At 70.7% G+C, this 22686-nt stretch carries 22 protein-coding genes; 11 read left to right on the plus strand and 11 right to left on the minus strand.

Annotated elements, in window-relative coordinates; all coding sequences use genetic code 11:
* Positions 1–82: 82 nt before the first annotated feature.
* The 5 genes from ACR3IO_RS14655 to ACR3IO_RS14675 all read left to right on the plus strand — a co-directional run bounded on the left by ACR3IO_RS14655 (position 83) and on the right by ACR3IO_RS14675 (position 3756).
* Positions 83–964 carry an RNA polymerase sigma-70 factor gene (locus tag ACR3IO_RS14655; protein ID WP_434071948.1) on the plus strand — a complete coding sequence of 294 codons (882 nt, stop codon included), beginning with the start codon at positions 83–85 and terminating at the stop codon, positions 962–964.
* Complete coding sequence (locus ACR3IO_RS14660; protein ID WP_434071949.1) at positions 951–1316, plus strand: hypothetical protein; 366 nt, start codon at positions 951–953, stop codon at positions 1314–1316. The genes ACR3IO_RS14655 and ACR3IO_RS14660 overlap by 14 nt, the downstream gene beginning before the upstream one ends.
* A 100-nt stretch (positions 1317–1416) precedes the next feature.
* A complete protein-coding gene (locus ACR3IO_RS14665; protein ID WP_434071950.1) occupies positions 1417–2178 on the plus strand; it encodes an SDR family oxidoreductase in 762 nt (253 codons plus the stop codon).
* 6 nt (positions 2179–2184) lie between these two features.
* Complete coding sequence (locus ACR3IO_RS14670) at positions 2185–2970, plus strand: SDR family oxidoreductase (protein ID WP_434071951.1); 786 nt, start codon at positions 2185–2187, stop codon at positions 2968–2970.
* A gap of 24 nt (positions 2971–2994) precedes the next feature.
* Complete coding sequence (locus tag ACR3IO_RS14675; RefSeq protein WP_434071952.1) at positions 2995–3756, plus strand: SDR family oxidoreductase; 762 nt, start codon at positions 2995–2997, stop codon at positions 3754–3756.
* A gap of 16 nt (positions 3757–3772) precedes the next feature.
* Here ACR3IO_RS14675 and ACR3IO_RS14680 read toward each other — a convergent pair whose 3' ends face one another.
* Positions 3773–4708 carry a helix-turn-helix transcriptional regulator gene (locus ACR3IO_RS14680; protein WP_434071953.1) on the minus strand — a complete coding sequence of 312 codons (936 nt, stop codon included), beginning with the start codon at positions 4706–4708 and terminating at the stop codon, positions 3773–3775.
* Between the two features lie 290 nt (positions 4709–4998).
* On the opposite strand from ACR3IO_RS14680, the gene ACR3IO_RS14685 reads away from it, so the two are divergent.
* On the plus strand, positions 4999–5361 hold the full coding sequence (locus tag ACR3IO_RS14685; RefSeq protein ID WP_434071954.1) for an ATP-dependent DNA ligase: 363 nt from the start codon (positions 4999–5001) through the stop codon (positions 5359–5361).
* Positions 5362–5411: 50 nt separating this feature from the next.
* On the opposite strand, the gene ACR3IO_RS14690 is transcribed toward ACR3IO_RS14685, so the two are convergent.
* Positions 5412–6353, minus strand: coding sequence for a helix-turn-helix transcriptional regulator (locus tag ACR3IO_RS14690; protein WP_434071955.1), 942 nt, complete (start codon positions 6351–6353; stop codon positions 5412–5414).
* A 164-nt stretch (positions 6354–6517) separates the two neighbouring features.
* Between ACR3IO_RS14690 and ACR3IO_RS14695 the strand changes: the two genes are divergently transcribed.
* The 3 genes from ACR3IO_RS14695 (at position 6518) to ACR3IO_RS14705 (ending at position 11324) form a co-directional block, all read left to right on the plus strand.
* Positions 6518–7663 (plus strand): enoyl-CoA hydratase/isomerase family protein, encoded by a 1146-nt coding sequence (locus ACR3IO_RS14695; RefSeq protein ID WP_434071956.1) that lies wholly within the window; start codon positions 6518–6520, stop codon positions 7661–7663.
* Between the two features lie 146 nt (positions 7664–7809).
* Positions 7810–8211 carry a DUF1801 domain-containing protein gene (locus ACR3IO_RS14700; protein ID WP_434071957.1) on the plus strand — a complete coding sequence of 134 codons (402 nt, stop codon included), beginning with the start codon at positions 7810–7812 and terminating at the stop codon, positions 8209–8211.
* A 152-nt stretch (positions 8212–8363) separates the two neighbouring features.
* The gene (locus tag ACR3IO_RS14705; protein WP_434071958.1) at positions 8364–11324 is read left to right on the plus strand and encodes a DUF5979 domain-containing protein; all 2961 of its coding nucleotides are present in this window, start codon (positions 8364–8366) and stop codon (positions 11322–11324) included.
* 195 nt (positions 11325–11519) lie between these two features.
* On the opposite strand, the gene ACR3IO_RS14710 is transcribed toward ACR3IO_RS14705, so the two are convergent.
* The 3 genes from ACR3IO_RS14710 to ACR3IO_RS14720 all read right to left on the minus strand — a co-directional run bounded on the left by ACR3IO_RS14710 (position 11520) and on the right by ACR3IO_RS14720 (position 14403).
* On the minus strand, positions 11520–12977 hold the full coding sequence (locus ACR3IO_RS14710; RefSeq protein ID WP_434071959.1) for a flotillin family protein: 1458 nt from the start codon (positions 12975–12977) through the stop codon (positions 11520–11522).
* A gap of 81 nt (positions 12978–13058) precedes the next feature.
* Positions 13059–13547: an NfeD family protein gene (locus ACR3IO_RS14715; protein WP_434071960.1), complete on the minus strand. Its 489-nt coding sequence runs from the start codon at positions 13545–13547 to the stop codon at positions 13059–13061.
* A gap of 94 nt (positions 13548–13641) precedes the next feature.
* A complete protein-coding gene (locus ACR3IO_RS14720; RefSeq protein WP_434071961.1) occupies positions 13642–14403 on the minus strand; it encodes a hypothetical protein in 762 nt (253 codons plus the stop codon).
* A gap of 84 nt (positions 14404–14487) precedes the next feature.
* Here ACR3IO_RS14720 and ACR3IO_RS14725 point away from each other — a divergent pair, with 84 nt between their 5' ends.
* The gene (locus ACR3IO_RS14725; RefSeq protein ID WP_434071962.1) at positions 14488–16290 is read left to right on the plus strand and encodes a bifunctional 3'-5' exonuclease/DNA polymerase; all 1803 of its coding nucleotides are present in this window, start codon (positions 14488–14490) and stop codon (positions 16288–16290) included.
* Here the strand turns inward: ACR3IO_RS14725 and ACR3IO_RS14730 are convergent.
* Complete coding sequence (locus tag ACR3IO_RS14730) at positions 16269–16892, minus strand: PadR family transcriptional regulator (protein ID WP_434071963.1); 624 nt, start codon at positions 16890–16892, stop codon at positions 16269–16271. The two genes, ACR3IO_RS14725 and ACR3IO_RS14730, sit on opposite strands and share 22 nt — an antisense overlap.
* A 215-nt stretch (positions 16893–17107) precedes the next feature.
* Here ACR3IO_RS14730 and ACR3IO_RS14735 point away from each other — a divergent pair, with 215 nt between their 5' ends.
* The gene (locus ACR3IO_RS14735) at positions 17108–17629 is read left to right on the plus strand and encodes a DUF3145 domain-containing protein (RefSeq protein ID WP_434071964.1); all 522 of its coding nucleotides are present in this window, start codon (positions 17108–17110) and stop codon (positions 17627–17629) included.
* A gap of 158 nt (positions 17630–17787) precedes the next feature.
* On the opposite strand, the gene ACR3IO_RS14740 is transcribed toward ACR3IO_RS14735, so the two are convergent.
* The 5 genes from ACR3IO_RS14740 to ACR3IO_RS14760 form a co-directional block, all read right to left on the minus strand.
* The gene (locus tag ACR3IO_RS14740; protein WP_434071965.1) at positions 17788–19023 is read right to left on the minus strand and encodes a beta-ketoacyl-[acyl-carrier-protein] synthase family protein; all 1236 of its coding nucleotides are present in this window, start codon (positions 19021–19023) and stop codon (positions 17788–17790) included.
* Positions 19024–19102: 79 nt separating this feature from the next.
* A complete protein-coding gene (locus ACR3IO_RS14745) occupies positions 19103–19351 on the minus strand; it encodes an acyl carrier protein (protein ID WP_022894469.1) in 249 nt (82 codons plus the stop codon).
* Positions 19352–19417: 66 nt separating this feature from the next.
* Positions 19418–20422 (minus strand): beta-ketoacyl-ACP synthase III, encoded by a 1005-nt coding sequence (locus tag ACR3IO_RS14750; RefSeq protein ID WP_434071966.1) that lies wholly within the window; start codon positions 20420–20422, stop codon positions 19418–19420.
* Positions 20423–20454: 32 nt separating this feature from the next.
* Positions 20455–21375: an ACP S-malonyltransferase gene (locus ACR3IO_RS14755; RefSeq protein WP_434071967.1), complete on the minus strand. Its 921-nt coding sequence runs from the start codon at positions 21373–21375 to the stop codon at positions 20455–20457.
* Between the two features lie 110 nt (positions 21376–21485).
* Positions 21486–22553: a PucR family transcriptional regulator gene (locus ACR3IO_RS14760; protein ID WP_434071968.1), complete on the minus strand. Its 1068-nt coding sequence runs from the start codon at positions 22551–22553 to the stop codon at positions 21486–21488.
* Positions 22554–22686 lie beyond the last annotated feature (133 nt).

Raw genomic sequence — 22686 nt, forward strand, 5'->3', positions numbered from 1 at the left:
AGGACGTCACGATTGCGCGTTCCATCCGGTCAGAGTTGGAAAGGACAGCCCGCGAAACTCCACCGACCGGCAGGATCTGAACATGGATGCGAACCTCGACGACGCGCTCACGGTGTTCCAAGCCGTGCGCGGAAGGCTCTTCGGCATCGCATACCGGATGCTCGGCAGCGCGAGCGAGGCGGAGGACCTCGTGCAGGAGGCGTGGCTGCGCTGGCAGGGCACCGACCGCACCGTCGTCCTGGATCCTCCTGCCTTTCTGGCGACGGCGACGACTCGTCTCGCCATCAATGCACTGCAGTCGGCTCGGGTCCAGCGTGAGACCTACATCGGGCCATGGCTGCCCGAGCCGGTCGATACCAGCGAAGATCCGACCCTCGGTGCCGAGCGCGCGGAGGCACTCGGCTTCGCCGTCCTCGTGATGCTCGAGCGCCTGACCCCGACCGAACGGGCTGCCTACGTGCTGCGCGAAGCGTTCGCCTACCCCTATGAGCAGATCTGCGAGATCGTGCAGGTCTCCGAGGCCGCGGCCCGGCAACTCGTCTCCCGTGCGCGCAAGCACCTCACCGGCGAACGTCGACGTGAGGTGCCCCGATCCGAGCAACGGCGGCTGCTCACGGCGTTCCTCGAGGCCGCCAAGACCGGCGACCTCGTCGAACTGGAGCGCCTGCTCTCCGAGGACGTCGTCTCGTACACCGATGGCGGCGGAGTCGTGCGGGCCTCGAAGTTCCCCGTGGTCGGACGCGAGCGGGTCGCGAAGTTCGTCCGCGCCTTCCACACCCACTTCTGGGAGGGCGTCGACGTCACCGAGTCCGACACGAACGGACAGGCCTCGGTGCTGCTCTCGAAGGACGGCGCGCCCTTCGCGGTGCTGACGGTGATCGCCGGCACCGAGGGCATCGATCAGGTGCTCTGGATGATGAACCCGCACAAGCTTGGTGCAGTGAGCCTCCGTGCCGCGGTATGAGCTCGCCGCCCGCCTGCGCTCAGCACTGGATCACGGCGACGAGCTCGCCATGGCGGGCGTCCTGAACGCTGACGTGTCCATGGTCACCGACTCCGGCGATGAAGCAGGAGGCGAGGTGCGCGGTCGCATCGGCGTCATCCGAGCCTTTCACGAGCTTCGGATGCGGCATCCGGATGCCTCGTTCTCGACGGTGCACGTCAATGGGCAGGCGGGCCTCGCCCTCCGACGACCGAACGGCGAGGTCGTCGGCATCCTCAGCGTCGACGGCGCGACCGCCATCACGAGACTGTGGCTCTGCACGTCGGCAGGGAAGCTCGCGAGCTGGAATCGTCGCCCGCCCGAGAGTCGCTGAACGAATTCCGTACGGCTCGTCACAGATCGGATGGCGGCCCGGTCTGAGCTTCATGATGGCAGCGGACACGCCCGCGGCCCTGACGGAAGGCACTGAAGTCATGAAGATCGTCGTCATCGGAGGCACCGGCCTCATCGGATCCAAGGTCGTCGAGCACCTCGTCGAGCACGGCCACGAGGCTGCCGCCGCGTCGCCGAACTCGGGCGTGAACACCATCACCGGCGAGGGCCTCGCCGAAGTCCTGGCGGGCGCGAACGTGGTCGTCGACGTGTCGAACTCGCCGTCGTTCGCCGACGACGACGTGCTCGCGTTCTTCACCACGTCGACCACGAACCTGCTCGAGGGCGAGCGCGCCGCGGGCGTGACGCACCACGTCGCCCTCTCCATCGTCGGCGCCGAACTCCTGCCGAGCAGCGGATACCTGCGTGCGAAGGTCGCGCAGGAGAAGCTCATCGAAGAGTCGGGCCAGCCCTACTCGATCGTGCGCGCGACGCAGTTCTTCGAGTTCGTCGGGCGCATCGCCGACGAGGCGACCGTCGACGGCACGGCCCGTCTCAGCACCGGACTCATGCAGCCCATCGCGGCAGCGGATGTCTCGGCCGCCGTGGCCCGCGTCGCAGCCGGTGAGCCGCTCAACGGGACCCTCGAGATCGGCGGGCCCGAGCGCCTCGGCCAGGACGAGTTCGTGCGCGTCGGGCTCGCCGCCAAGGGCGACTCGCGCACCGTGATCGGCGACCCCGAGGCGCCGTACTTCGGCACGAAGCTCACCGGCACCGAACTCGTGCCGCTCAGCGCCGACGCGCAGCTGTCGACCACGACGTTCGCGGACTGGCTCGCCGCCCAGTCTGCCCCGGCGAAGTAGCCCGGCATGCGCATCGCGGTCATCGGCGGCACCGGCCTGATCGGCACGCGGCTCGTGGGTCGGCTCGAGGCCGACGGCCACGACGTCGTCGTCGCGTCGCGCGCGACGGGCGTCAACTCCTACACCGGCGAGGGTCTCGCGGAGGCCCTCGCCGGCGCGGCGACGCTCATCGACGTCTCGAACTCCGACTACCTCGACGAGGCGGCCGCGAACGAGTTCTTCTACGGCTCCACGCTGAACCTGCTCACCTACGGGGCCGCAGCCGGCGTGGCGCATCACGTCGCGCTCTCGGTCGTCGGCACCGATCGGCTCGCCCGCAGCGAGGGCGGCTACTTCGCCGCGAAGGCGGCGCAGGAGCGGCTCATCCGCCAGTCGGGTCGTCCGTACTCGATCGTGCACGCGACCCAGTTCTTCGAGTTCATCGCGAACATCGCGGATGCCGGGACGAATCGGGACGTCGTCCGGCTCTCGCGTGCGCTGTTCCAGCCGATGGCGGCCGACGACGTGGCCGCCGCGGTGGCCGCGACGGCCGTCGGCTCGCCGGTGGACGGGGTGATTGAATTCGCCGGCCCCGAGCGGTTCCGGCTCGAGGAACTCGTGCGCCGACACCTGCGCGAACGCAGCGACCTGCGCGATGTGCGCGTCGACCCGCTCGCCCGCTACTTCGGCACCGATCTCGACGAGCGCGAGCTCCTGCCCGGGCCCGATGCGACGATCGCCGCGACGCGCTACGCCGACTGGCTCGCGGCAGGAGGCCGGCCGGACGTCGAGCTCGAGGGCCGGCCCGCCTAGCTCATCCCAACGGAAGGAACCATCGTGAACTCCACGGACTCAGTCGAGCCTCGCCACCTGCTCGAGGGAAAGGTCGTCCTCGTGACCGGGGCCTCGTCGGGCATCGGTCGCGAGGTCGCCCTGGCGCTATCGGGCGCGGGCGCGCGGGTCGCCATCGGCGCCCGCCGCATCGACCGGCTGGCCGCCCTCGTCGATGACGCGCCGGGCGACGTCCTGCCGCTCCAGCTCGACGTCACCGACTCGGCCTCGGTGCAGCGCGCGGTCACCGAGACCGTCGCCCACTTCGGCCGACTGGACGCACTCGTCAACAACGCCGGACTCATGCAGAGCGGGCTGATCCTCGGCGCCGACGTGCGGGAGTGGCAACGCATGATCGACACCAACCTGCTCGGCTCGATGTACGCCGTGCACGCCGCGCTGCCTCACCTCCTCGACACGAGGGGTGCGGTCGTGCAAGTGTCGTCGACCGCCGCGCGGTCGGCCTCACTCGGCAGCGGTGTCTACGCCGCCACGAAGTTCGGCATCAGCGCCTTCTCGGAGTCGCTGCGCCAGGAGGTCACACGACGAGGCGTCCGAGTGATCGTGATCCAGCCGGGCTTCGTCGACACCGAGCTCACGAGCCACATCACCGACCCGACGATGCAGGCCGCAGCAGCCGACATCGCCGCGTCGATGCGCACGCTCCGACCCGAGGACATCGCCGAGGCGATCGTCTACGCGCTCAGCCAGCCCGACCACGTCTCGGTCAACGAGATCCTCGTGCGCCCGACCGACCAGGTGCAATAGGAACGCCCACCGGGCATCAGCCTCGCCGCAGGGTCTCCGACGGGTTCTCGCCGAAGGCGCGCCGGTACGCCTCGGCGAACCGCTGCAGGTGCGCGAAGCCCCAGCGTCGTGCGACCGCGGAGACCGTCGTCTCGGGGCCTGCGGCCACGAGGTCGGCATGCACGCCGTCGAGCCGGATCCGTCGCAGCATCTGCACGGGCGGCTCACCGAGCTCGCGCGTGAACGCGAAGTGCAGGCCACGCGTCGAGATGTGCGCCGCGGCCGCGACATCCGTGACGGTGATGGGTTCGCCCGCGTGGGCGTGCATGAAGTCGACGGCACGACGCACCACTGCCGAGCCGCCGGGACGCCCATCGGCGTTCTCGAGCCAGTTGGTCGGGAACGCGTGCAGGAACGCCGTGGCGAGGTGGCGGAACGTCGCCTCCGCGAGCATCGGCTCCGCGAGGATCTCGGGCGATTCGTCGAGCGTGGTTCGGATGCCGCGCAGCACCGTGGACCAGTAGGTCGCGAGCTCGGGGGAGGACGGGGCTATTCCCGTGCGTCGAAGCCTGAGCGAGGGGTCGCCCGACGCGGCTCGGGCGATTGCCTCGACCGACGCGAGGTCGAGGACGACGACGCTCGCGTGGTGGGTCTCCCACGTCGCGGCGAGCCCCTCGGCAGGAGCGAGGAAGGACTGGCGGGGATCGATCTCGGTCCGCCCGTGCGACAGGCGGTATGCGCGTCCGCCGCTGGCGATGACCGTCAGATCGGACGAATCGGTCACCGCCGTTCCCGGTACGCTCCATGCCGAGTCGAGGATCGAGAACCGATCGGCGGTCGCGACATCCATGCGGACGAGGACCCTCGCACGGCCGACGGCCGCGTACGTGAGGGCCGGGAAGAATCCGTCGAGGGCCTGCTGGACGTCGCCGAGGTCGTGGAACGATCGGGATTCGCGCTGCAGCCCGACCACGCTCCGCTCCTCTCTCGCCCGGCGGGGCTCGCCGGGCCATCCAGCATAGGACCAGCTCGCCCGGCCCCCGAATCGGTCCGATTTCGGTACAGGACCATCCGCGACCGGACGGATCCGTCGGAACGGCGTGGGCTGGGCTCGCGGCGAAGCTACCGTTGGCCTCAGGCGGGCCGGATCGGCGCACTGGGGGGATGCGCCGCGCCGGTCCTGCGCCGCGCTTCGGATCACCCGACGATGCGCCCGCAAGATTCACAGGAGTCCCCGTGGGAATGCTGGTCTACAACGGTCGCATGACCCTCCGCATCGACGATCGCGTGCTCGCGCACCTCCAGGTCGTCGTCATCGACAAGCTCCGTCGCCTGGAGTCGTTCACGTTCACGTGGGACGATGGCGCGAACGAGTCCGTCTGCTGGATCGGGCCGTCGATTCCGCTCGAGTTCGTCTTCTCCGGCAACCGTCGACCGGTGCTCAATCGCGAATGGCTCGAACTCATGGCCATGTCCGCGAACTCGAACTCCGGCCTGATCGTGATGCCCGAGCCGGCGCCGGTGACCCGCATCGATGCGCCGGGGCGAACGCAGGATGCGCCCGAGCTGCCCCGCCCTGCGCGGCCCGGCCGAACGCGACCGCCGCGCGAGCCTGTCAGCGCCTGAGTCCGTCGGCGCCCGGGTCGGTCGGCATTCGCCGCGCGGCGCCCGACCCCTCAGCGTCTGAGCGTCTCCGACGGATACTCGCCGAACGCGCGGCGATAGGCCTGCGCGAAGCGCGACGCATGTGCGAAGCCCCACCGTCGCGCGACGGTGACGACGGTGACCGCGTGATCGGCGGCGAGCAGGTCGATCCGAGCGCCCTGGAGCCGCAACCGTCGCAGGTAGGCGGCTGGCGGCTCGCCGAGTTCGTGGACGAACGCACGGTGGAGCCCCCGTGTGGAGACGGATGCCGACGCCGCGACCTGCTCCATCGTGATGGGCTGCCCGGCGTGGGCTCGCATGAACTCGATCGCGCTGCGCGAGATCACCGACGCGGTGCCGGGCACCCGGCCTGGCTCCGGCAGATCGATCCAGCTTGTGGGGAACACGTGCAGGAAGGCCGTCGCCAGGTGGTGGAAGGCGGCCTCCGCGACGAGCGGCGAGTCGAACGCATCGGGCGCGTCGGCGACCGTGTCTCGGACTCCACGCACGACGGCCGCCCAGTACCGGGCGCGCTCCTGCGAGACGGGAGCGGTACCTCTTCTGACGAGCCTGAAGTCGTCTCGTCCACTCGCCGCCTGCGCGACGCGCTCCACGGACGTGCCGCTCAGCATCAGCACTCGGGCGTCGAGCGTGTCCCAGCGAGCGACCAGTCCCTCGTCGGGCGACAGGAACGGCTGCGTCGTGTCGATGACGTTCCGTCCGTCGCGGATGACGTATCCCTGCCCGGCGCTCGCGATCACGACGAGGTCGTCGGAGCCCGCCGTGGCCGAACCGGCGGACGCGAACCCGTAGTCGACGAGCGAGAACTGCGAGGCGGTGGTCGTCGAGATCCACGAGCGGAAGGTTCCGGGCTCCGCGCGTCCCAGCTGCAGAGACGGGAAGTAGTCGGCGAGCGCGCGTTCGGCTTCTTCGGGATCGCGCAGCGCCAAGGCGGCGCGCGACAGTCCGGTCACGTGGCCTCCTCGGTTCGCCCGGTGGGATCGGGGTGAGGACACTGTACGCGACGCCGCCCGCGTGATCGAGGTTCCACTGACTGACCACGGGTTCGGCCGCCGCTGAGGGACGCTCTCGACAGCCGTGTCGTCGAGAGCGGCGGGCGACCATTAGCGTTGATCACGTGCAATCGCCTGTCAATGCCGTCATCGACGGCCACCTCGGCCACCTGAGTCTCAATCGTCCCGAGGCGATCAACGCGATCGACCTCGAGATGATGCACGCCATGACCGACGCCCTCGACGCGTGGGCCGACGATGACGCCGTGTCGGCGATCCTCCTCGACGGGGTCGGCGACTACGGCTTCTGCGCGGGTGGCGACTTCCGCGAGATCCTGGAGCGCGCGGCCGAGGGCATGACGATCGGGTCCGTGTTCTTCCGCGACGAGTACCGTCTCATCGCGAAGCTCGCCGAGTATCCCAAGCCGATCGTGTCGATCATGCACGGCATGACGATGGGCGGCGGCATCTCTCTCGCCGGGCACGTCTCCACCCGAGTGGTGACCGACCGGGTGAAGCTCGGCCAACCCGAGACCGGCTACGGCTTCGTTCCCGACGGGGGAGCCACGTGGCGTCTCGCGCGCACCCCGGGCGAGATCGGCACCTACCTGGCCCTGAACTCCGTCGACCTGACCCCCGCCGACGCCATCGCACTCGGCTTCGCCGACGTCATGCTTCCGACAGATCAGCTGGGTGAACTCACGGCGGCACTCACGGAGGCCGACGATGAGACGGCTCCCGACGCGCTGGTTCGCCGATTCGCCGTCGATGCGGGCCCGTCGACAGTGCTCGTGCGCCGCGACTGGATCGACGCGTGCTATTCGGCCGACACGGTCCAGGAGATTCTCGAGCGACTCTGGTCGTTCTCCAACGATGAGGTGGTCGAGGGGCTGCGTGCCGCCGATTCGAGCGATCCGGATGCCGCCGCCAACGCCGCAGAGGCCGCCGACGCCTTGCTGCGGCTCTCGCCGACGGCCCTCGTGGCGACATTGAAGTCCGTGCGTGCGGCGCGCGACGGCGAGAGCCTGCGCGACGCGCTCGAGCGCGAGCTTCGGCTCGCCCGCTGGTTCACGACGCAGCCCGACCTGTTCACCGGCGTCGAGGCGCTGGTCGCGCAGAACACCAACTCGCTCCACCAGGACGCCGTGCCCGACTGGAAGCCTGCAGACCTCGCGGATGTCGACGTCACCGACATCGTCGCGGCCATGGAGACCCAGCTCCGGCACAGCGTGTTCTCCCGCGGCCTCGGCATCCCCGAAGACGAGGCCTGACGCAGACGACGTGCGCAGCGCGCCGGTCGGCGCGCCCGACAGGGAGGCTGTGCGTCCGCATCGACGAGGCCGGCATCTGGGGGCCGCAGTACGCTGAGCCATCCGCAAGATACCGGGGAGGCGCCGTGGCAGCGAAGCAACCGGCGATGTCGCCGTCCGACCTGCCGGTCGAGGTGGTGCTCGACCATGCCACCGGACCTCGGCGTGCCGAGGCCGACGAACTGCTCGCGATGCTCGGCGAGATCAGCGGCGAACGACCGGTCGTGTGGGCGGGCCGCATCATCGGTTTCGGAGAGATCGAGTACCGCTACGAGAGCGGGAACGGAGGCCGCGCTCCTCGGCTCGCGTTCGCGCCGGGGCCGACGAAGCACACCGTCTACCTCGCCGAAGGCTTCGCGGAGCGCTGGCCGGATCTCTTGCAACGTCTCGGTCGACACCGCGCGAGCAAGGTGTGCCTGTACCTCACGAGGTTGACGGGCGTGGATCGGGAGGTCCTGCGCGAGCTCCTCGAGCTGACGTACGCCGAGACGGATTCGCAGCCGCGCTGAGCAGGCCGAGCACCCTGAGCACGCGGCGAGTTCGCGAGCGATGATTGGCCTCGTGTCCCGAATGTGGTTTGCTGAGTCCGGGACATCGTCGGCAGTACTCGAGCCCGGGGTCTGCGTCGAGACGATGTGCCGGCGTGAGCCGGAGGTGATTCATGCGGGGTCGTTCGCACAGGTTGGTCGCAGCGCTCGGGGTTGCGGCGGTCGCCGGTGCCCTGACCGGGGCGATCGTGGGTGCGCCGGCTTCGGCGCAGCAGGCGGTCCCCGCCGCGGTGCCGGCCGTTCTGCAGCCGGGCATGGTCGGCGTCAACCCGTTCACCCTCGCCGGCGGCTTCACCGTCTACGCGATCGACGACGCCGTGCTCGGCAACACGGAGTTCGAGGGCAGCATCGCCGTGGGCGACCAGCTGCGCATCACGAATCCCGCGACCTACCAGTTCGCCCACGTCATCGCAGGCACGGGCGGCTACGTCCTGCCGACGATCGACGGCGACCCGACGCGCGTGCTGATCGGGTCCTACGACGAGGATCCGGCCACCAACCCGGGCCGCGCGCAGATCACCAGCCGCGGCGCCACCGAACCGGCACAGATCGGCGACCTGAAGGTCGTCGACCGGACGAGCCCGTTCGTGCCGTTCCCTCGAGCCTCGTGGCTGCGGTACGCGCTCACCGTGGGCACCGACGATCCGCCGCTCATCGATGCGCTGAACCAGGTGTACCCCGGCGACGCGGCGCCGCCCACCAGTTCCGCCGGCGACGGCAGCATCCACACGTACGAGACCGCCGCGGACACCGCCTCGGTCGTCGCGAGCTACGTCGAGGCCAACGGGCAGGCGGACGAGGACGAGATCGACCAGTGCCTCATCGACATCAACGATCCGTCGAACCTCATCGGGTACCCCGTCGAGATCGCCGAACGGGTCGGTGATCGGATCGTGCTCGGCACGCTGTCGCCCGACCAGCCGAACGTGCTCCAGTACGCCGACATCGCGGGCGCTCAGTTGCTGCAGTTCTCCGATGGAACGCCCGGGCCCTCGAACCCGCTGATCATCCACGTCGAGCCGGGGACGACTTCGATCCTGCCGCCCGCGATCGACCCCGAGGGCACGTACTCGCCGTACGTGCTCTGGGACCTCTCCCAGGTCACCGGCCCGGTCGACATCAGCACCGGCGGTCGTGGCGACGGCTCGATCTACGCCCCGAACGCGGACCTCAGCATCACGGCGCAGCCGTGGGACGGCCAGATCATGGCGAACTCGGTGCACATCGCCGGCGGCGAGCTGCACTCTTATATGTTCGCAGGCGCCCTGCCGTGCGATGCACCCGCCGACACGGGCACGTTCTCCGTGGCGAAGTCGCTATCCGGCGTCGACGCCGGCGACCTCGCACCGGGCACCACGTTCGGCGTGCGCTATCTCGCGCTCGAGCCAGACGGCACCGTGTCGTCCGGCGTCCTCGAGGTGAGCCCCGATGGCACGCCGGTGTCGCCCGAAACGGAATTCCCGTACGGAACCAGGGTCGCGCTGTTCGAGAGCCCACCCGACGACGAGGCCCTGCCGCCGGACCTCGCGTGGACCGACGTGACCTGGAGCGGCGACACGACGTTCACGATCGACGCGACGCATCCGACGGTCAGCCTGGTCGTCACCGACACGGCAGCGCCGATCCCGGCCGGGTTCAGCGTGACGAAGTCGATCACGGGCTCCGGGGCGACCGCGGTTCCCTCCGGCGAGCAGTTCACGCTCGAGTACGAGGTCGATGGCGGCCCGCCGACCGAACTGGTCGTCACGCCCGGGGAGCCCGCCGTCGTCGACGACCTCGCCGCCGGCGACGTCGTGACCATCTCCGAGGTCGCCCTGCCGGAGGTCGACGGCATCACATGGGGCACGCCGACCTGGACGATCGACGGCGAGCCGCTCACACCCGACGAGGGCGGCGACGTCACGTTCACCCTCGTCGGCGGTGAGACGATCGCCGTCGAACTGGAGAACACCGCCGATGCCGTCGGTTGGGTCTCGATCTCGAAGACGGTGATCGGCGACGGAATCGATTCGCTCCCCGAGGACATCCAGTTCCCGCTGATCTACACGATCGACGGAGGGCCGGAGCAGACCGGGGCGATCCCCGCCGACGAGGTGATCACGTTCGACGAGATGCCGGCCGGCACCGTCGTGACCGTGCGGGAGGGCGAGTTGCCCGAGATCCCCGGGGTCACGTGGGGAACGCCGGGCTGGACGGTCGACGGCGTCCCGCAGACGCCCGATTCCGACGGCAACGTGACCTTCGTGATCCAGCCCGGCACCACGGTCGCCCTCGCCCTCACGAACACCGCGAACGGATTCGGTTCGCTGTCGGTCGTGAAGAACCTGACCGGGCCGGCGTCCGACCTCGTGCCCGCCGACACGACGTACCCGATCGAGTATCGCGTGTCGACCGGACCGGTGGGCACCGCCGAGCTCACGGCCGGCGTGCCGGTGGAGGTCTCGGACCTCCCGACCGGAGTTCCCGCCTCGGTTCGGGAGGTGTCGCCGCCCCCGATCTCGGGCGTGGCGTGGGGCACCCCGACCTGGACGATCGACGGCGAGCCGGTGACGCCCGACGACGACGGGTGGGTGACGTTCGTGGCGGCGGCCGGCACGACGATCGAGCTCACGCTGGAGAACTCCGCGTCGTTCGCCCCCGGCGGCTTCACGCTGTCGAAGAGCGTGGGCGGCGACGGCGCCTCGACGGTGCCGGCCGACACGACCTACACGGTCGACTACCGCGTCGACGACGGCGCCGTGCAGACGTTGGCTGTCAAGGCAGGGGAGACGGCGACCGTCGGAGACCTCCCGGTCGGATCGACGGTCACGTTCTCCGAGGCCGAGCCGCCCGACGTGCCCGGCTCGAGTTGGACGGCGCCCGCCTGGGAGATCGACGGCGTCGCGACGGATGACCCGACCATCACGATCGGTGCCGGGGCGGTCGTCTCGGTGGTGCTGACCAACACGGCGGATGCGCCGAACGTCCTCCCCACCGCCGGGCTGGATGCCGGACTCCCCGTGGCCTTCGCCACGATCCTCATGCTGCTCGGATCGGCTGCGCTCGTGTTCGCTCGGCGACGGAGGAGCTCGTAGCTCGTACGTCGGAGGTCGGAGCCGTCGGGTGTGGCCGGAGCCCCTCGACCGAGCCCGGTCGATCCTGATAACCATCGGGCCATCGGGCCATCGGGCCACGCCGCGACGTGGCGCTGCCGAAGACCGACGGCCGTGAACGGCAACGACGAAGCGCCGGATGCGGGGCATCCGGCGCTTCGGTCGAGCTGGTGAACGCTACTTCGTGACGACGTCGCCGCCCTTGACGAGCTGGCCGCCTGCGAGGCCCGCGAGGATGGAACCGACGTCGAGCCCTGTGAGCGACTTCACGACCTCGGTGCCCTCGCCGAGCACCTGTCCGACGGTCTTCGTGACGGCGCTCGCGCCGTCGGTCGAGACGACCGTGAGGGTCTTGATGTTCGAGATGGGTTCCGCCGCGGCGCGTACGATCTCGGGCAGTCGCGAGATGATCTCCTGCGCCAGGGCGGCCTCGCCGTACTTCTTCAGCGCCATGGCCTTGGCGTCGGTGGCCGCCGCCTCGGCGAGGCCCTCGGCCTGGGTCGCTGCGGCACGGGCTTCGCCGTCGGCGCGGATGCCCGCGGCGAGCGCGACCTGCCGGTCGCGCTCGGCCTCGCCCGAGACGCGGACCGCGGTCGCGGACGCTTCGGCGTCCTGCACGGCGGCGACCTTGTTCGCCTCGGCGATCTTGGTGCGCTTGTACGCCTCGGCCTCGGTGCTCGCGTTGGCGGCGTCGCGCTTGGCGGTGGCGCGCTGCACCTCGGCGTAGGCCTCGGCCTCGGCGGGCTTGCGGATCTCGATGTCGAGGCGCTCCTGGGTCACGAGGGCCTGCTCCTGCAGGGCGTCGCGCTCCTGCACGGCAACGAGCTTGTCCTGTTCGGCGGTCGCGAGCTGGCCGGCGGCCTGCGCCTCGGCGTTGGCGCGATCGGTCTCGGCCTTGATGCCGGCCTGCTTGAGGCTGAGCGCCTTCTGGCGCTCGGCGATCTGCTCGGCCGCCTCGATGCGTGCGAACTCGCTCGCGCGGGCCGCCTCGGCCTCGCTGACCTCGGCGACCTGCCGTGCACGCGCGGCCTCGGCACGGCCGAGGTTCGCGAGGTAGTCGCTTCCGGGAGTGGAGATGTCGGAGATGTTCAGCAGGTCGACCTGCAGGCCCTGCTCCACGAGGTCGGTCTTCGTCTCGGCGACGACCCGGTCGGACAGGCTCTTGCGATCGGAGATGATCTGCTCGATCGTCATGTCGCCGACGATCGAACGGAGGGATCCCTCCAGCGATTCCTTGATGATCTCGGTGAGGAGCTCCTGCTGCGAGAGGAAGCGTTGCGCGGCGCGGCGCACGCCGTCTTCGGTGCCGCTGACCTTGAAGTTGATCGAAGCCTTGATGGCGATCTTGATGCGGTTCTTGTCGACGCCCTCGACCGTGATGCCGATCTGTCGCTGCTCGAGCGAGATCGAGAATCCCTGCTGGAGGATCGGCCAGACGAACGTGCGTCCGCCGATGACGACGCGCTGCCCCGACGACGTGTCGGGGTCGCGTCGGCCGGCACCGCGGCCGACGATGACGAGCGCCTCGTTCGGCGGCACGCGTCGGATGCGACGGGCGATGAAGACCAGCAGGGAGAGCAGGGCGATGACGATCGCGATGATCGAGATCACCTGGATCGAGGTCGTGTCCAGCAAGACGGCGCCTTTCGGGTTCGGGTGAAGCCGCCCGCCGGGTGCGGGCGTGCGATGCGGGGGAGCGAGGGAGGCGTGGGGCCGTCAGCCCGCGGTCACCTTGACGCGACTGCCGGCGTGCTCGACCACCCGGATGCGCGTGCCCTCGAGGATCGGGTCGTCGGAGTAGGCCAGTCGGCGCTCGAGCTCGCCGGGCCCGTCGAGGCTGACCTCGCCGCCCGCGGTCGAGACGTCGGACCGAGCGACGCCCGAGAGGCCGACTGCCGATGCAGGGACGCCGTCGGAGCTGTTCGTCAGGTTGCGCACGACGAGCGCCGAGAGCGCATACGCGACGAGGCCGAGCACGACGGCGATTGCGTACGCCCACACGAGGTCGAGGCCTGACGTAGCAGTGAGGGCGCCGGCCGCGCCGAAGACGACGAGGCCCACCGAGAGCGCGGTTCCCGAGATCGCTCCGTCGCCGACATCGAAGTGGTCGAGGATGTCCCCGAGCACCAACGAGATGAGCAGCAGCACGAGGCCGATGCCTCCGACGACGAGGAACGGGAGCAGCATCCACAGGCCTTTCTGCACGCGGGAGACCGTGCCGGGCACGCACGGGTCGAGTCACTCTATCGGTGGCGGGTGCGCCTCGGGAACCGTTCTCCACACCCGCCCGCGCGAGTGTTCAGGACGCCTCGGATGCCGCGATCGCGATCGCGGCCACGGCGTCGTCGCCGCGCAGGGTCCGCATGCGCTCGACCACCTCATCGACGACCGCGGACGTGAGCGATCTGCAGACGATGCTGTTCGCCCCGAGCGCCTCGAGCCCTCCGGCGCGGATGCGGATCACCTCCCAGCCGACCTCGTTGAGCGCCTCGTCCTTCTCGAGGTCGGATGCCTCCTTCAGGCCGAGGTGGGCGCGACGCGACCGACCGGGATCGTCGTACTCGACGGCGATGCGCAGTTGCGGCACGAGGATGTCGGGCCACACCTCGCGACGGCCGAAGAAGGTGCGGGCGATGTGCACGGCGTTCACCCGGTGGTGCAGCCGGATGCGCTCGGCGAGCATCATGCGCAGTCGCTGCTCGGTCATCGAGGTGGCCGTGCGAAGGCCGGGCTTCATGAAGGCGACCCCGGCTTCGAGACGTGCGGCGGGTGCGGCGGCGCCGGACCGGCACTTGGCGCAGCCCGTGCCGGTGAGCACCTGGCTCACGGTCGCGACGTAGCGGTCGTGCCCGCGCGGGCAGCGCCACTGGTACTCGGCGCCGATGCGGGTCTCGCCGGCGAGCGAGGCCCGCTGCGGCGGGGCGACCTTGCGGAGCAGTTCGTCGCGCGAGCGATGCGTCTCGTCGATGAGCATGCAGAGCGGGCACGGGCGGCGGAGGCTGAGCACGCCCTCGGTCTCGCGGGCCGCACCGTGCCCGCACTGGAAGCTCACCGAGACCATGGGCGAGCCGAAACGTTGTGCATGACCAGATCCTGCAGGAGCCCACCGACATCCGTGTCGGTGCCGGGCGGGAGAATGGGCTCCATGCAGATCGCCGTGGGCGTCGGCGACGACGGTCGCGTCGAGTTCGTCGACGTGGCGGCCCCCGATGAGCTCCTGGCCGTTGCGGTCGCCGGCGCGGCGTCCGCCCGGGAGTTCCGCCGCCTCGAGGCGGAATTCGGTCCCCGCTGGGTCTGGACCGACGTCCGGCGGTGGTATCCGTCGCTCCTCGCGAGCGGGGTGCGACTCGCGAGGTGCCACGACCTCCGACTCGCCGGAGCGGTCCTCGGGCATTCCACGTTCACCGCTGACGCCCGCGCGCGAATCGGTCGTCCCGCTCCGGCCTGGCTCCCACCCGGGCCGACCGCGGCGACGGCCGTGCTCGAGGTCGACGTCGTGCCGACGCATGAGGCATTGTTCGACCTCGACGACTTCGGCGGTGCCGGGCTCGGCGAGCAGGTCGTGGCGCCCGGGAGTCCGGGCGACGACGCTGTCGCCTCACGCACCCCGTCCGCGGCATCCGTCGCCGAGGAGTACGGCAGGCAGGTCGCGCTCGTCGCGTCGAGCACCGCGCCCGCGGCCCTGCGGCTCCTCGTCGCCGCCGAGTCCGCCGGCGCGCTGATCGGGGCCGAGATGCGGGCCGCCGGTCTGCCCTGGAGCCGCGACGTGCACGAGTCGGTGCTCGAGCGGGAGCTCGGCGCCCGTCCGGCGTCCGGCCGCAAGCCGGTGCGCATGGAGGAGGTCGCCGCGGTCGTGCGATCCGAGCTCGGTGCGGCGACGCTGAACCCCGATTCGCAGGTCGACGTGCTCCGCGCACTCCGGTCGGCGGGGGTGCCGGTGTCGTCGACGTCCAGGTGGGAGCTCAGGGAGCACGAGCATCCGGCGATCGAACCGTTGATCGCGTACAAGAGGCTCGCGCGGCTCCTGAGCGCCAACGGATGGGCGTGGCTCGACGAGTGGGTCCACGACGGGCGCTTCCGTCCCGAGTACGTGCCGGGGGGCACGGCGACGGGGCGGTGGGCGACGTCCGGGGGAGGCGCGCTGCAGCTGCCGAAGCTCGTTCGCAGCGCCGTCGTCGCCGACCCCGGGTGGACCCTCGTCGTCGCCGACGCCGCGCAGCTCGAGCCCCGCGTGCTCACGGGCATGGCCCGCGACGAGGCGATGGAGCGCGCCGGCCACGACCGCGACCTCTATCGAGGGCTCGTCGACGCCGGTGTCGTCGCGACCCGCGACGAGGCGAAGATCGCGATCCTGGGCGCGATGTACGGCGCGACCACGGGCGACAGCGGTCGGCTGGTGCCGAGGCTGTCGCGCGCGTTCCCGAAGGCGATGCACCTTGTCGACCGAGCCGCGTTCGACGGCGAGCGGGGCACGTCCGTGACGACCCTGCTCGGTCGGTCGTCGCCACTCCCGCCGGCGGAGTGGCGCGAGATCCAGGCGCGCGCGAGCCAGCCCGAGGCGACCCCGGCCGACGAGCGGCGCGCGCGGTCGTCGGCGCGAGACTGGGGGCGGTTCACGCGCAACTTCGTCGTGCAGGGCAGCGCCGCCGAGTGGGCCCTCTGCTGGATGGCCGATCTCCGGGCGAAGCTGCACGAGATCGGCGGGCGTCGTACCGACGCGATCACGCCGGCTTCGGCATCCGGGCCCGTCTTCGCAGCGGTTCCGCACCTCGTGTACTTCCTGCACGACGAGATCATCGTGCACACGCCGAAGGTCCTCGCCGACGAGGTGGCCGACGCGGTGCGTGACTCTGCCGTCACGGCTGGGCGGCTGCTGTTCGGCGGGTTCCCGGTCGGGTTCCCGCTCGACCTCGCCGTGGTCGACAGCTACGGCGCGGCCGACTCCTGAGGGCCGGCATCGGCGGATGCCCCGGCGTCGAGGCTGCGGCCCGGTCGGCGCCCGCGCCGCGGTCGGTCCATGCTCGGCTCGTATTCGAGCCCCGAAGCGTCACGAGCCGACTCCAGCCAGCTGATCGCGCCGTCAGCGCGGACGATCTCGGCCGCGGCCGCACGCGCCGCGAGCAGGTCGATCGGGCCGGCGGCGGAGTCGACCGCGTCGGCGCGGGGGTGCGCGTCGTCGCGTCGGGCCCGCCAGCGGAGGAGCTCCGCCTCGATGACGGATGCCGCATCGAATCGGGGGAGCGAGTGCGCGATGAGCACGCGGTCCACCGTCTCGTCCCACGGGTCGGCGCCGGCGGCGTCCGCGCCCTCCAGCCATGCCGTGGACGCGGCACGGCCGCCGGCGGTGAGTCGGTGCAGGGGCAACCCGTCGTCGGTGCTCCCGGCGGGTTCGATGAGGCCCTGCTTGGTCAGGCGGTCGAGGGTCGCGTACGTCTGGCCGACGTTCACCGTCCGACGCCCACCCGTGCGTTCGGCGAGTCCGCCGTGCAGGGCGAACCCGTATGCGGGTCCCATGGACAGCAGCACGAGCAGGGCATCGCGAACGGCCACGGACGACTCCTTCGATCGGCAAGGGAACTCTTCACCGAGCATAGTGTTTCGCTCCTGCATCGGCGGAACTCCCGCTCCGGTGCGGCGAACCTTGTGAGATCGGCAGTTCCGGGGGATAATCGCGGATGACGGCTCGCCGTCCACAATCGAACACACCGCCATCCGCGCGGTTCCGAGGTCGTAGGGGAAGACGCACCTCGAGAACGGAGTCGGAGATGGCAGAGATGTTGTCGCGGGCCGTGCGCCCCGCGCAGGGAGTGCTGTTCGTGCACTCGGCACCGCGCGCGCTATGCCCGCACGTCGAGTGGGCGGCTGGTCGTGCCCTCGGCACGGCCGTGAACTTCGACTGGAGCGAGCAGCCGGTCTACCGCAGCCTCATGCGCGCCGAGTTCCATTGGGAGGGCGACGCGGGCAGCGGCGCCAGGATCGCATCCGCGTTGCGCGGGTGGGAGCAGCTCCGCTACGAGGTGAGCGAGGACCCGACGCCCGGTTCCGACGGGGCGCGGTGGATGCACACGCCCGAGCTCGGCGTGTTCTTCGCGCAGACGGATGTCGCGGGCAACACCGTCGTCGGCGAGGACCGCATCCGCTATGCCATGGAGATCGCCGGCGCCGACCCGCTCGAGCTCCACCGCGAACTCCGGCTCGCCCTCGGCCAGGCCTGGGACGACGAGCTCGAGCCCTTCCGTCACGCGAGCGATTTCGCCCCGGTCGTCTGGTTGCACCAGGTGGGGTGAGCAGGGCCTCGGCCCGCGTGCTGGCGTCCCGCGCCGTCGGATGGAACCTTCCCGGTGAGCGCACGGACGAAACTCGCGGACCGTCGACGCGAAGACCCCGGTGTCGATCGACACCGGGGTCTTCGCTGCAACGGATGCCGCGGCGTCCGCCTGCCCGACTAGACCGAGCGGAACACGGCGACCGCGTTGTGGCCGCCGAAGCCGAACGAGTTCGAGATCGCGAGCTGCGCCCCGTCGCCGAGTGGCTGGGCCTCACCGGAGACGCGCAGCGGGATCGCCGGGTCCTGTTCGGTGAGGTTGATCGTCGGCGGCGCGAGGCGCTCCTGGAGCGCGAGCACGGTGAAGACCGCCTCGAGGGCGCCCGTGCCGCCCAGGAGGTGACCGGTCGACGCCTTGGTCGCCGAGACGGGGATCTCGTGCACCCGGTCGCCGAACACGCTGTGCAGCGCGGTGTACTCGGCGATGTCGCCCACGGGCGTGCTCGTCGCGTGCGCGTTGATGTGCGTGACCTCGTGGTGGTCGGCGCCGGCCTGCGCGAGCGCGTCGAGCACCGCGCGGCTCGCACCGCGACCCTCGGGGTCGTTGGCGGTGATGTGATACGAGTCGGCACTCACGGCGCCGCCGGCGAGCTCCGCGTAGATGTGCGCGCCACGTGCGAGCGCGTGCTCCTCGGTCTCGATCACGAGGCTCGCCGCGCCCTCGCCCATGACGAAGCCGTCGCGGTCGACGCTGTAGGGGCGCGATGCGTGCGACGGGTCGTCGTTGCGCTTGGACAGCGCCTGCATCGAGGAGAACGACGCGAGCGTGATCGGGTGCACCGCGGACTCCGAGCCGCCGGCGATGACGACGTCGGCGAGTCCGAGCTGCAGGTGCTCGTAGGCGTTCGCGATCGACTCGGTGCTCGACGCGCATGCCGACGCCACGGTGCGCGCGAACGCGCGGGCGTGGAAGTGCATCGAGATGGCCGCGGATGCCGCGTTCGGCATGAGCATCGGCACGGTCATGGGCAGCACGCGACGCGGACCGCGTTCGCGCAGCGTGTCCCACGCGTCGAGGAGGGTCCAGATGCCGCCGATGCCGGTGGCATAGTCGACGCCCAGCCGCTCGGGAGCGACCTCGGGGGCGCCGGCGTCGGCCCACGCCTCCATGGCGGAGATGAGCGCGAACTGGCTCGAGGGGTCGAGCCGTTTCGCGACCTGGCGCTCGAGCACCTCTTCGGGGCGCACCTTCGCCTCGGCGGCGAAGCGCACGGGCAGGTCGTACTGCTCGACCCAGTCGTGCTCGAGGGTGCGGGCGCCGGACTCGCCGGCGAGCAGGGCTTTCCAACTGTCACGGGCGGTGCCGCCGAGCGGCGAGCTCGCGCCGATGCCCGTGATCACGATCTTCTTGGTCATACGAGAAACACTCCGATGGGAGGAACGATCGAACTGATCGAGCGGGCCGGGCGATGCCGCGGCCCGCTCCACGCAGCGACTAGGCCTGGGCCTTGACGATGAAGTCGACGGCGTTGCCGACGGTCTTGAGGTTCTTGACCTCTTCGTCGGGGATCTTGACGTCGAACTTCTCTTCGGCGTTGACCACGATGGTCATCATCGAGATCGAGTCGATGTCGAGGTCGTCGGTGAACGACTTGTCCAGCTCAACCGTGTCGGTCGCGATGCCGGTCTCGTCGTTGATGAGCTCGGCCAGGCCGGCGAGTACTTCTTCGGTGGACAATGCCATGGGTTCTTCTCCTTGAGGGTGTCTCGTTTGACCGAGAGCCAGTCTAGATGGACAGAGGTCGGCGGTTCACGGCAGAACCACCACTTGGGCGCCGAACACGAGGCCGGCGCCGAAGCCGATCTGGAGGGCGAGGCCCCCGGAAAGTTCAGGGTGCTCGTCGAGCAGGCGGTGCGTCGCGAGCGGGATGGATGCCGCCGACGTGTTGCCCGTCGTGGCGATGTCGCGTGCGATCACGACCGACTCCGGCAGCTTCAGCTGCTTCGCGAACTCGTCGACGATGCGCATGTTCGCCTGGTGCGGGATGAACGCGGCGAGGTCTCCCGCCGTCACGCCCGCGGCGTCGAGGGCCTGCTTCGCGACCTTCGCCATGTCCCAGACGGCCCAGCGGAAGACGGTCTGGCCCTCCTGGCGGAGCGTCGGCCACTCGGCGACGCCGTCGCGGAACTCGGTGAGCGTGCCGTTCATGCCCACGGCGCCGGCCTTCGAGCCGTCGGAGCCCCAGATCGTGCGGGCGATGCCGGGGAAGTCGCTCGGGCCGATGACCACGGCGCCGGCGCCGTCGCCCAGGAGGAACGAGATGGAGCGGTCGGTCGGGTCGACGACATCGGAGAGCTTCTCGGCGCCGATGACGAGCGCGTAGTGCGCCACGCCCGTGCGGATGAGCGCGTCGGCCTGTGCGACGGCGTACGCATATCCCGCGCACGCCGCGTTCGTGTCGTAGGCGGCTGCGGGGTTCGCGCCGACACGGTCGGCGACGACGGCCGACATCGACGGGGTCTGCTGGACGTTCGAGATCGTCGCGACGATGACGAGGTCGATGAGCTCGGGAGCGACGCCCGACTTCTCGATGGCCTCGCGAGCGGCGTCCGTCGCCAGGTCGAGCGCCGAGACGTCGGCGCCGGCCCGAGCGCGGGTGATGATGCCGGTGCGCTGCTGGATCCACTCGTCGGAGGAGTCGATGGGACCGACGAGGTCGTCGTTCGGCACGGCGTTCTCGCCGCGGGCGGCACCGACGGCGTAGATGCGGGTGTAGGCGGGGCCGTGCGACTGCTGCAGGGTGGGCTTGGTCATGTTCGACATTCTCTCGTGGACGGCGCCGCGGGTCAGGCGGCCTGCTCGATGAGCTCGATCGCGGCGGGCAGGTCGTCGGGCGTCTTCACCGCGACGGTCGGCACGCCCTTCAGCGCACGCTTGGCGAGGCCCACGAGGGCGCCGGCGGGAGCGAGTTCGATGATGCCGGTGACGCCCGCCTCGGCGAACGAGGCCATGCAGAGGTCCCAGCGCACCGGGGAGGAGACCTGGCCGACGAGCAGGTCGACGAACGAGGTTCCGGATGCCACGGTGCTGCCGTCGCGGTTCGTCCACAGCGTCTGCGCGGGGTCGGCGGGAGCCAGCGTCGCCGCGACCGCCGCGAGGTGGTCGACCGCCGGACGCATGTAGCGCGTGTGGAACGCGCCCGCGACCTGCAAGGGGATCACGCGGGTGCCGGCCGGCGGCTCGGCCTTCAGCGTCTCGAGCGCGTCGAGCGCGCCCGCGACGACGATCTGTCCGCCGCCGTTGAAGTTCGCGGGCTCGAGGCCGAGCTCGTCGAGGCGGGCGAGCAGCGTGGCCTCGTCGCCGCCGAGCACGGCGCTCATGCCGGTCGGGGTCTGCGCCGCGGCATCCGCCATGGCCCGCCCGCGTTCGCCCACGAACCGGAGCGCGTCGGCGGCGCTCAGCACGCCGGCGCCGGCGGCGGCCGTGATCTCGCCGACGGAGTGCCCGGCGATGCCGCCGATGCGTTCGGCACGGCCGTCGGCGAGCAGCGCATCGAGCGTGAGGAGACCGGCCGCGACGATGAGCGGCTGGGCGATGGCGGTGTCGCGGATGGTGTCGGCGTCACTCTCGGTGCCGTGCAGCGCGAGGTCGACGCCGGCGGCCTCCGAGTAGTCCGCCAGCCGCTCGGCCCGCGCGGGGTCGGCGATCCAGGGGGAGAGGAATCCGGGGGTCTGCGAGCCCTGACCAGGGCAGACGACGACGATCACGTCCCTAGTCTGCCAACGACCGATGCCGGGTGTGTGTGTCGATGCGACAAGCTCTTCGCGAAAGCTTTGTGCGCGTCACACAGCATGGAGCGCTGCAGGCGGTCGGAGCGTCAGCTCGTCCGGCGGCGCGGGGGGTGCTCGTGATCGCTCATCGACCCGATGATGAGCGCCGACTGGAGGATCAGGGCCTCACGGGCACCGGTGGCATCCCAACCGATGACGTCGGAGACGCGCTTCAGGCGGTATCGCACGGTGTTGGGGTGCACGAAGAGCTCGCGCGCCGTCGCCTCGAGGGAGCGGCCGTTGTCGAGGTAGCTCCAGAGCGTCGTGAGGAGCTCGGTCGAGTGCGCCTGCAGCGGGCGGTAGATGCGGTGCACGAGCGTGGCCCTGGCCAGCGGGTCGCCGGCGAGGGCGCGCTCGGGGAGCAGGTCGTCGGCGTGCACCGGACGCGGCGCGTGTCGCCAGGAACGGGCCACGGCGAAGCCCGCGAGGGCCGCCTTGGCGCTCTTGGACGCGTCGACGAGGTTCGGCACCTCGTGTCCGAGCACAAGGTGCCCTGGGCCGAAGTGGCCCTCGAGCTGCGTCGCGAACTCCAAGAACGACATCGCCGGCGACGTGCCGACCTCGTCGCCCTGGCGTCCGAGCTGCTCCGAGCGGCCGATGACGAGCACGAGCCGGTTGCCCTGCACGCCGATGAGGACGTCGGCCTGCATGTGCCGGGCGACGCGTCGCACGTGGTCGACGTCGAGTTGCTTGGGGGCGGTGCCCACGAGCACCGCGACCTCGCCGTGCCCGTGCCATCCGAGCGCCGCGATGCGGCTCGGGAGCTCGTCGTCGTACTCGCCCGCGAGGATCGAGTCGACGACGAGCGCCTCGAGGCGCGCGTCCCACAGGCCGCGTGCCTCGGCAGCGCGCGCGTAGACGTCTGCCGCGGCGAACGCGATCTCGCGGGAGTAGAGCAGGATCGCCTCGCGCAGCGGCTCGCCGCCGTCCTTGACCCGGTCCTCCACGACCTCGACGGTCACGCGGATGAGCTGCAGCGTCTGTTGCAGGCTCACGGACCGCAGCAGCTCGCGAGGTGCGGCACCGAAGACGTCGGCGGCGATCCATGGGGTGGAACGCGGGTCCTCGAACCAGGCGATGAACGAGGAGATGCCGGCCTGGGCGACGAGGCCCACGGCCGATCTCCTACTCGGCGGCATGTCCCCGTACCAGGACAAGTTGTCCTCCAGCCGCTTCAGCGTCTGGGTCGACAGTTCACCCGCGATGGTTCGCAACCACGCGAGCGTCTCCTCCTTGGTACGGGGCTTC

The organism is Agromyces sp. Marseille-Q5079, from assembly GCF_051016555.1.
Classification (GTDB): domain Bacteria; phylum Actinomycetota; class Actinomycetes; order Actinomycetales; family Microbacteriaceae; genus Agromyces.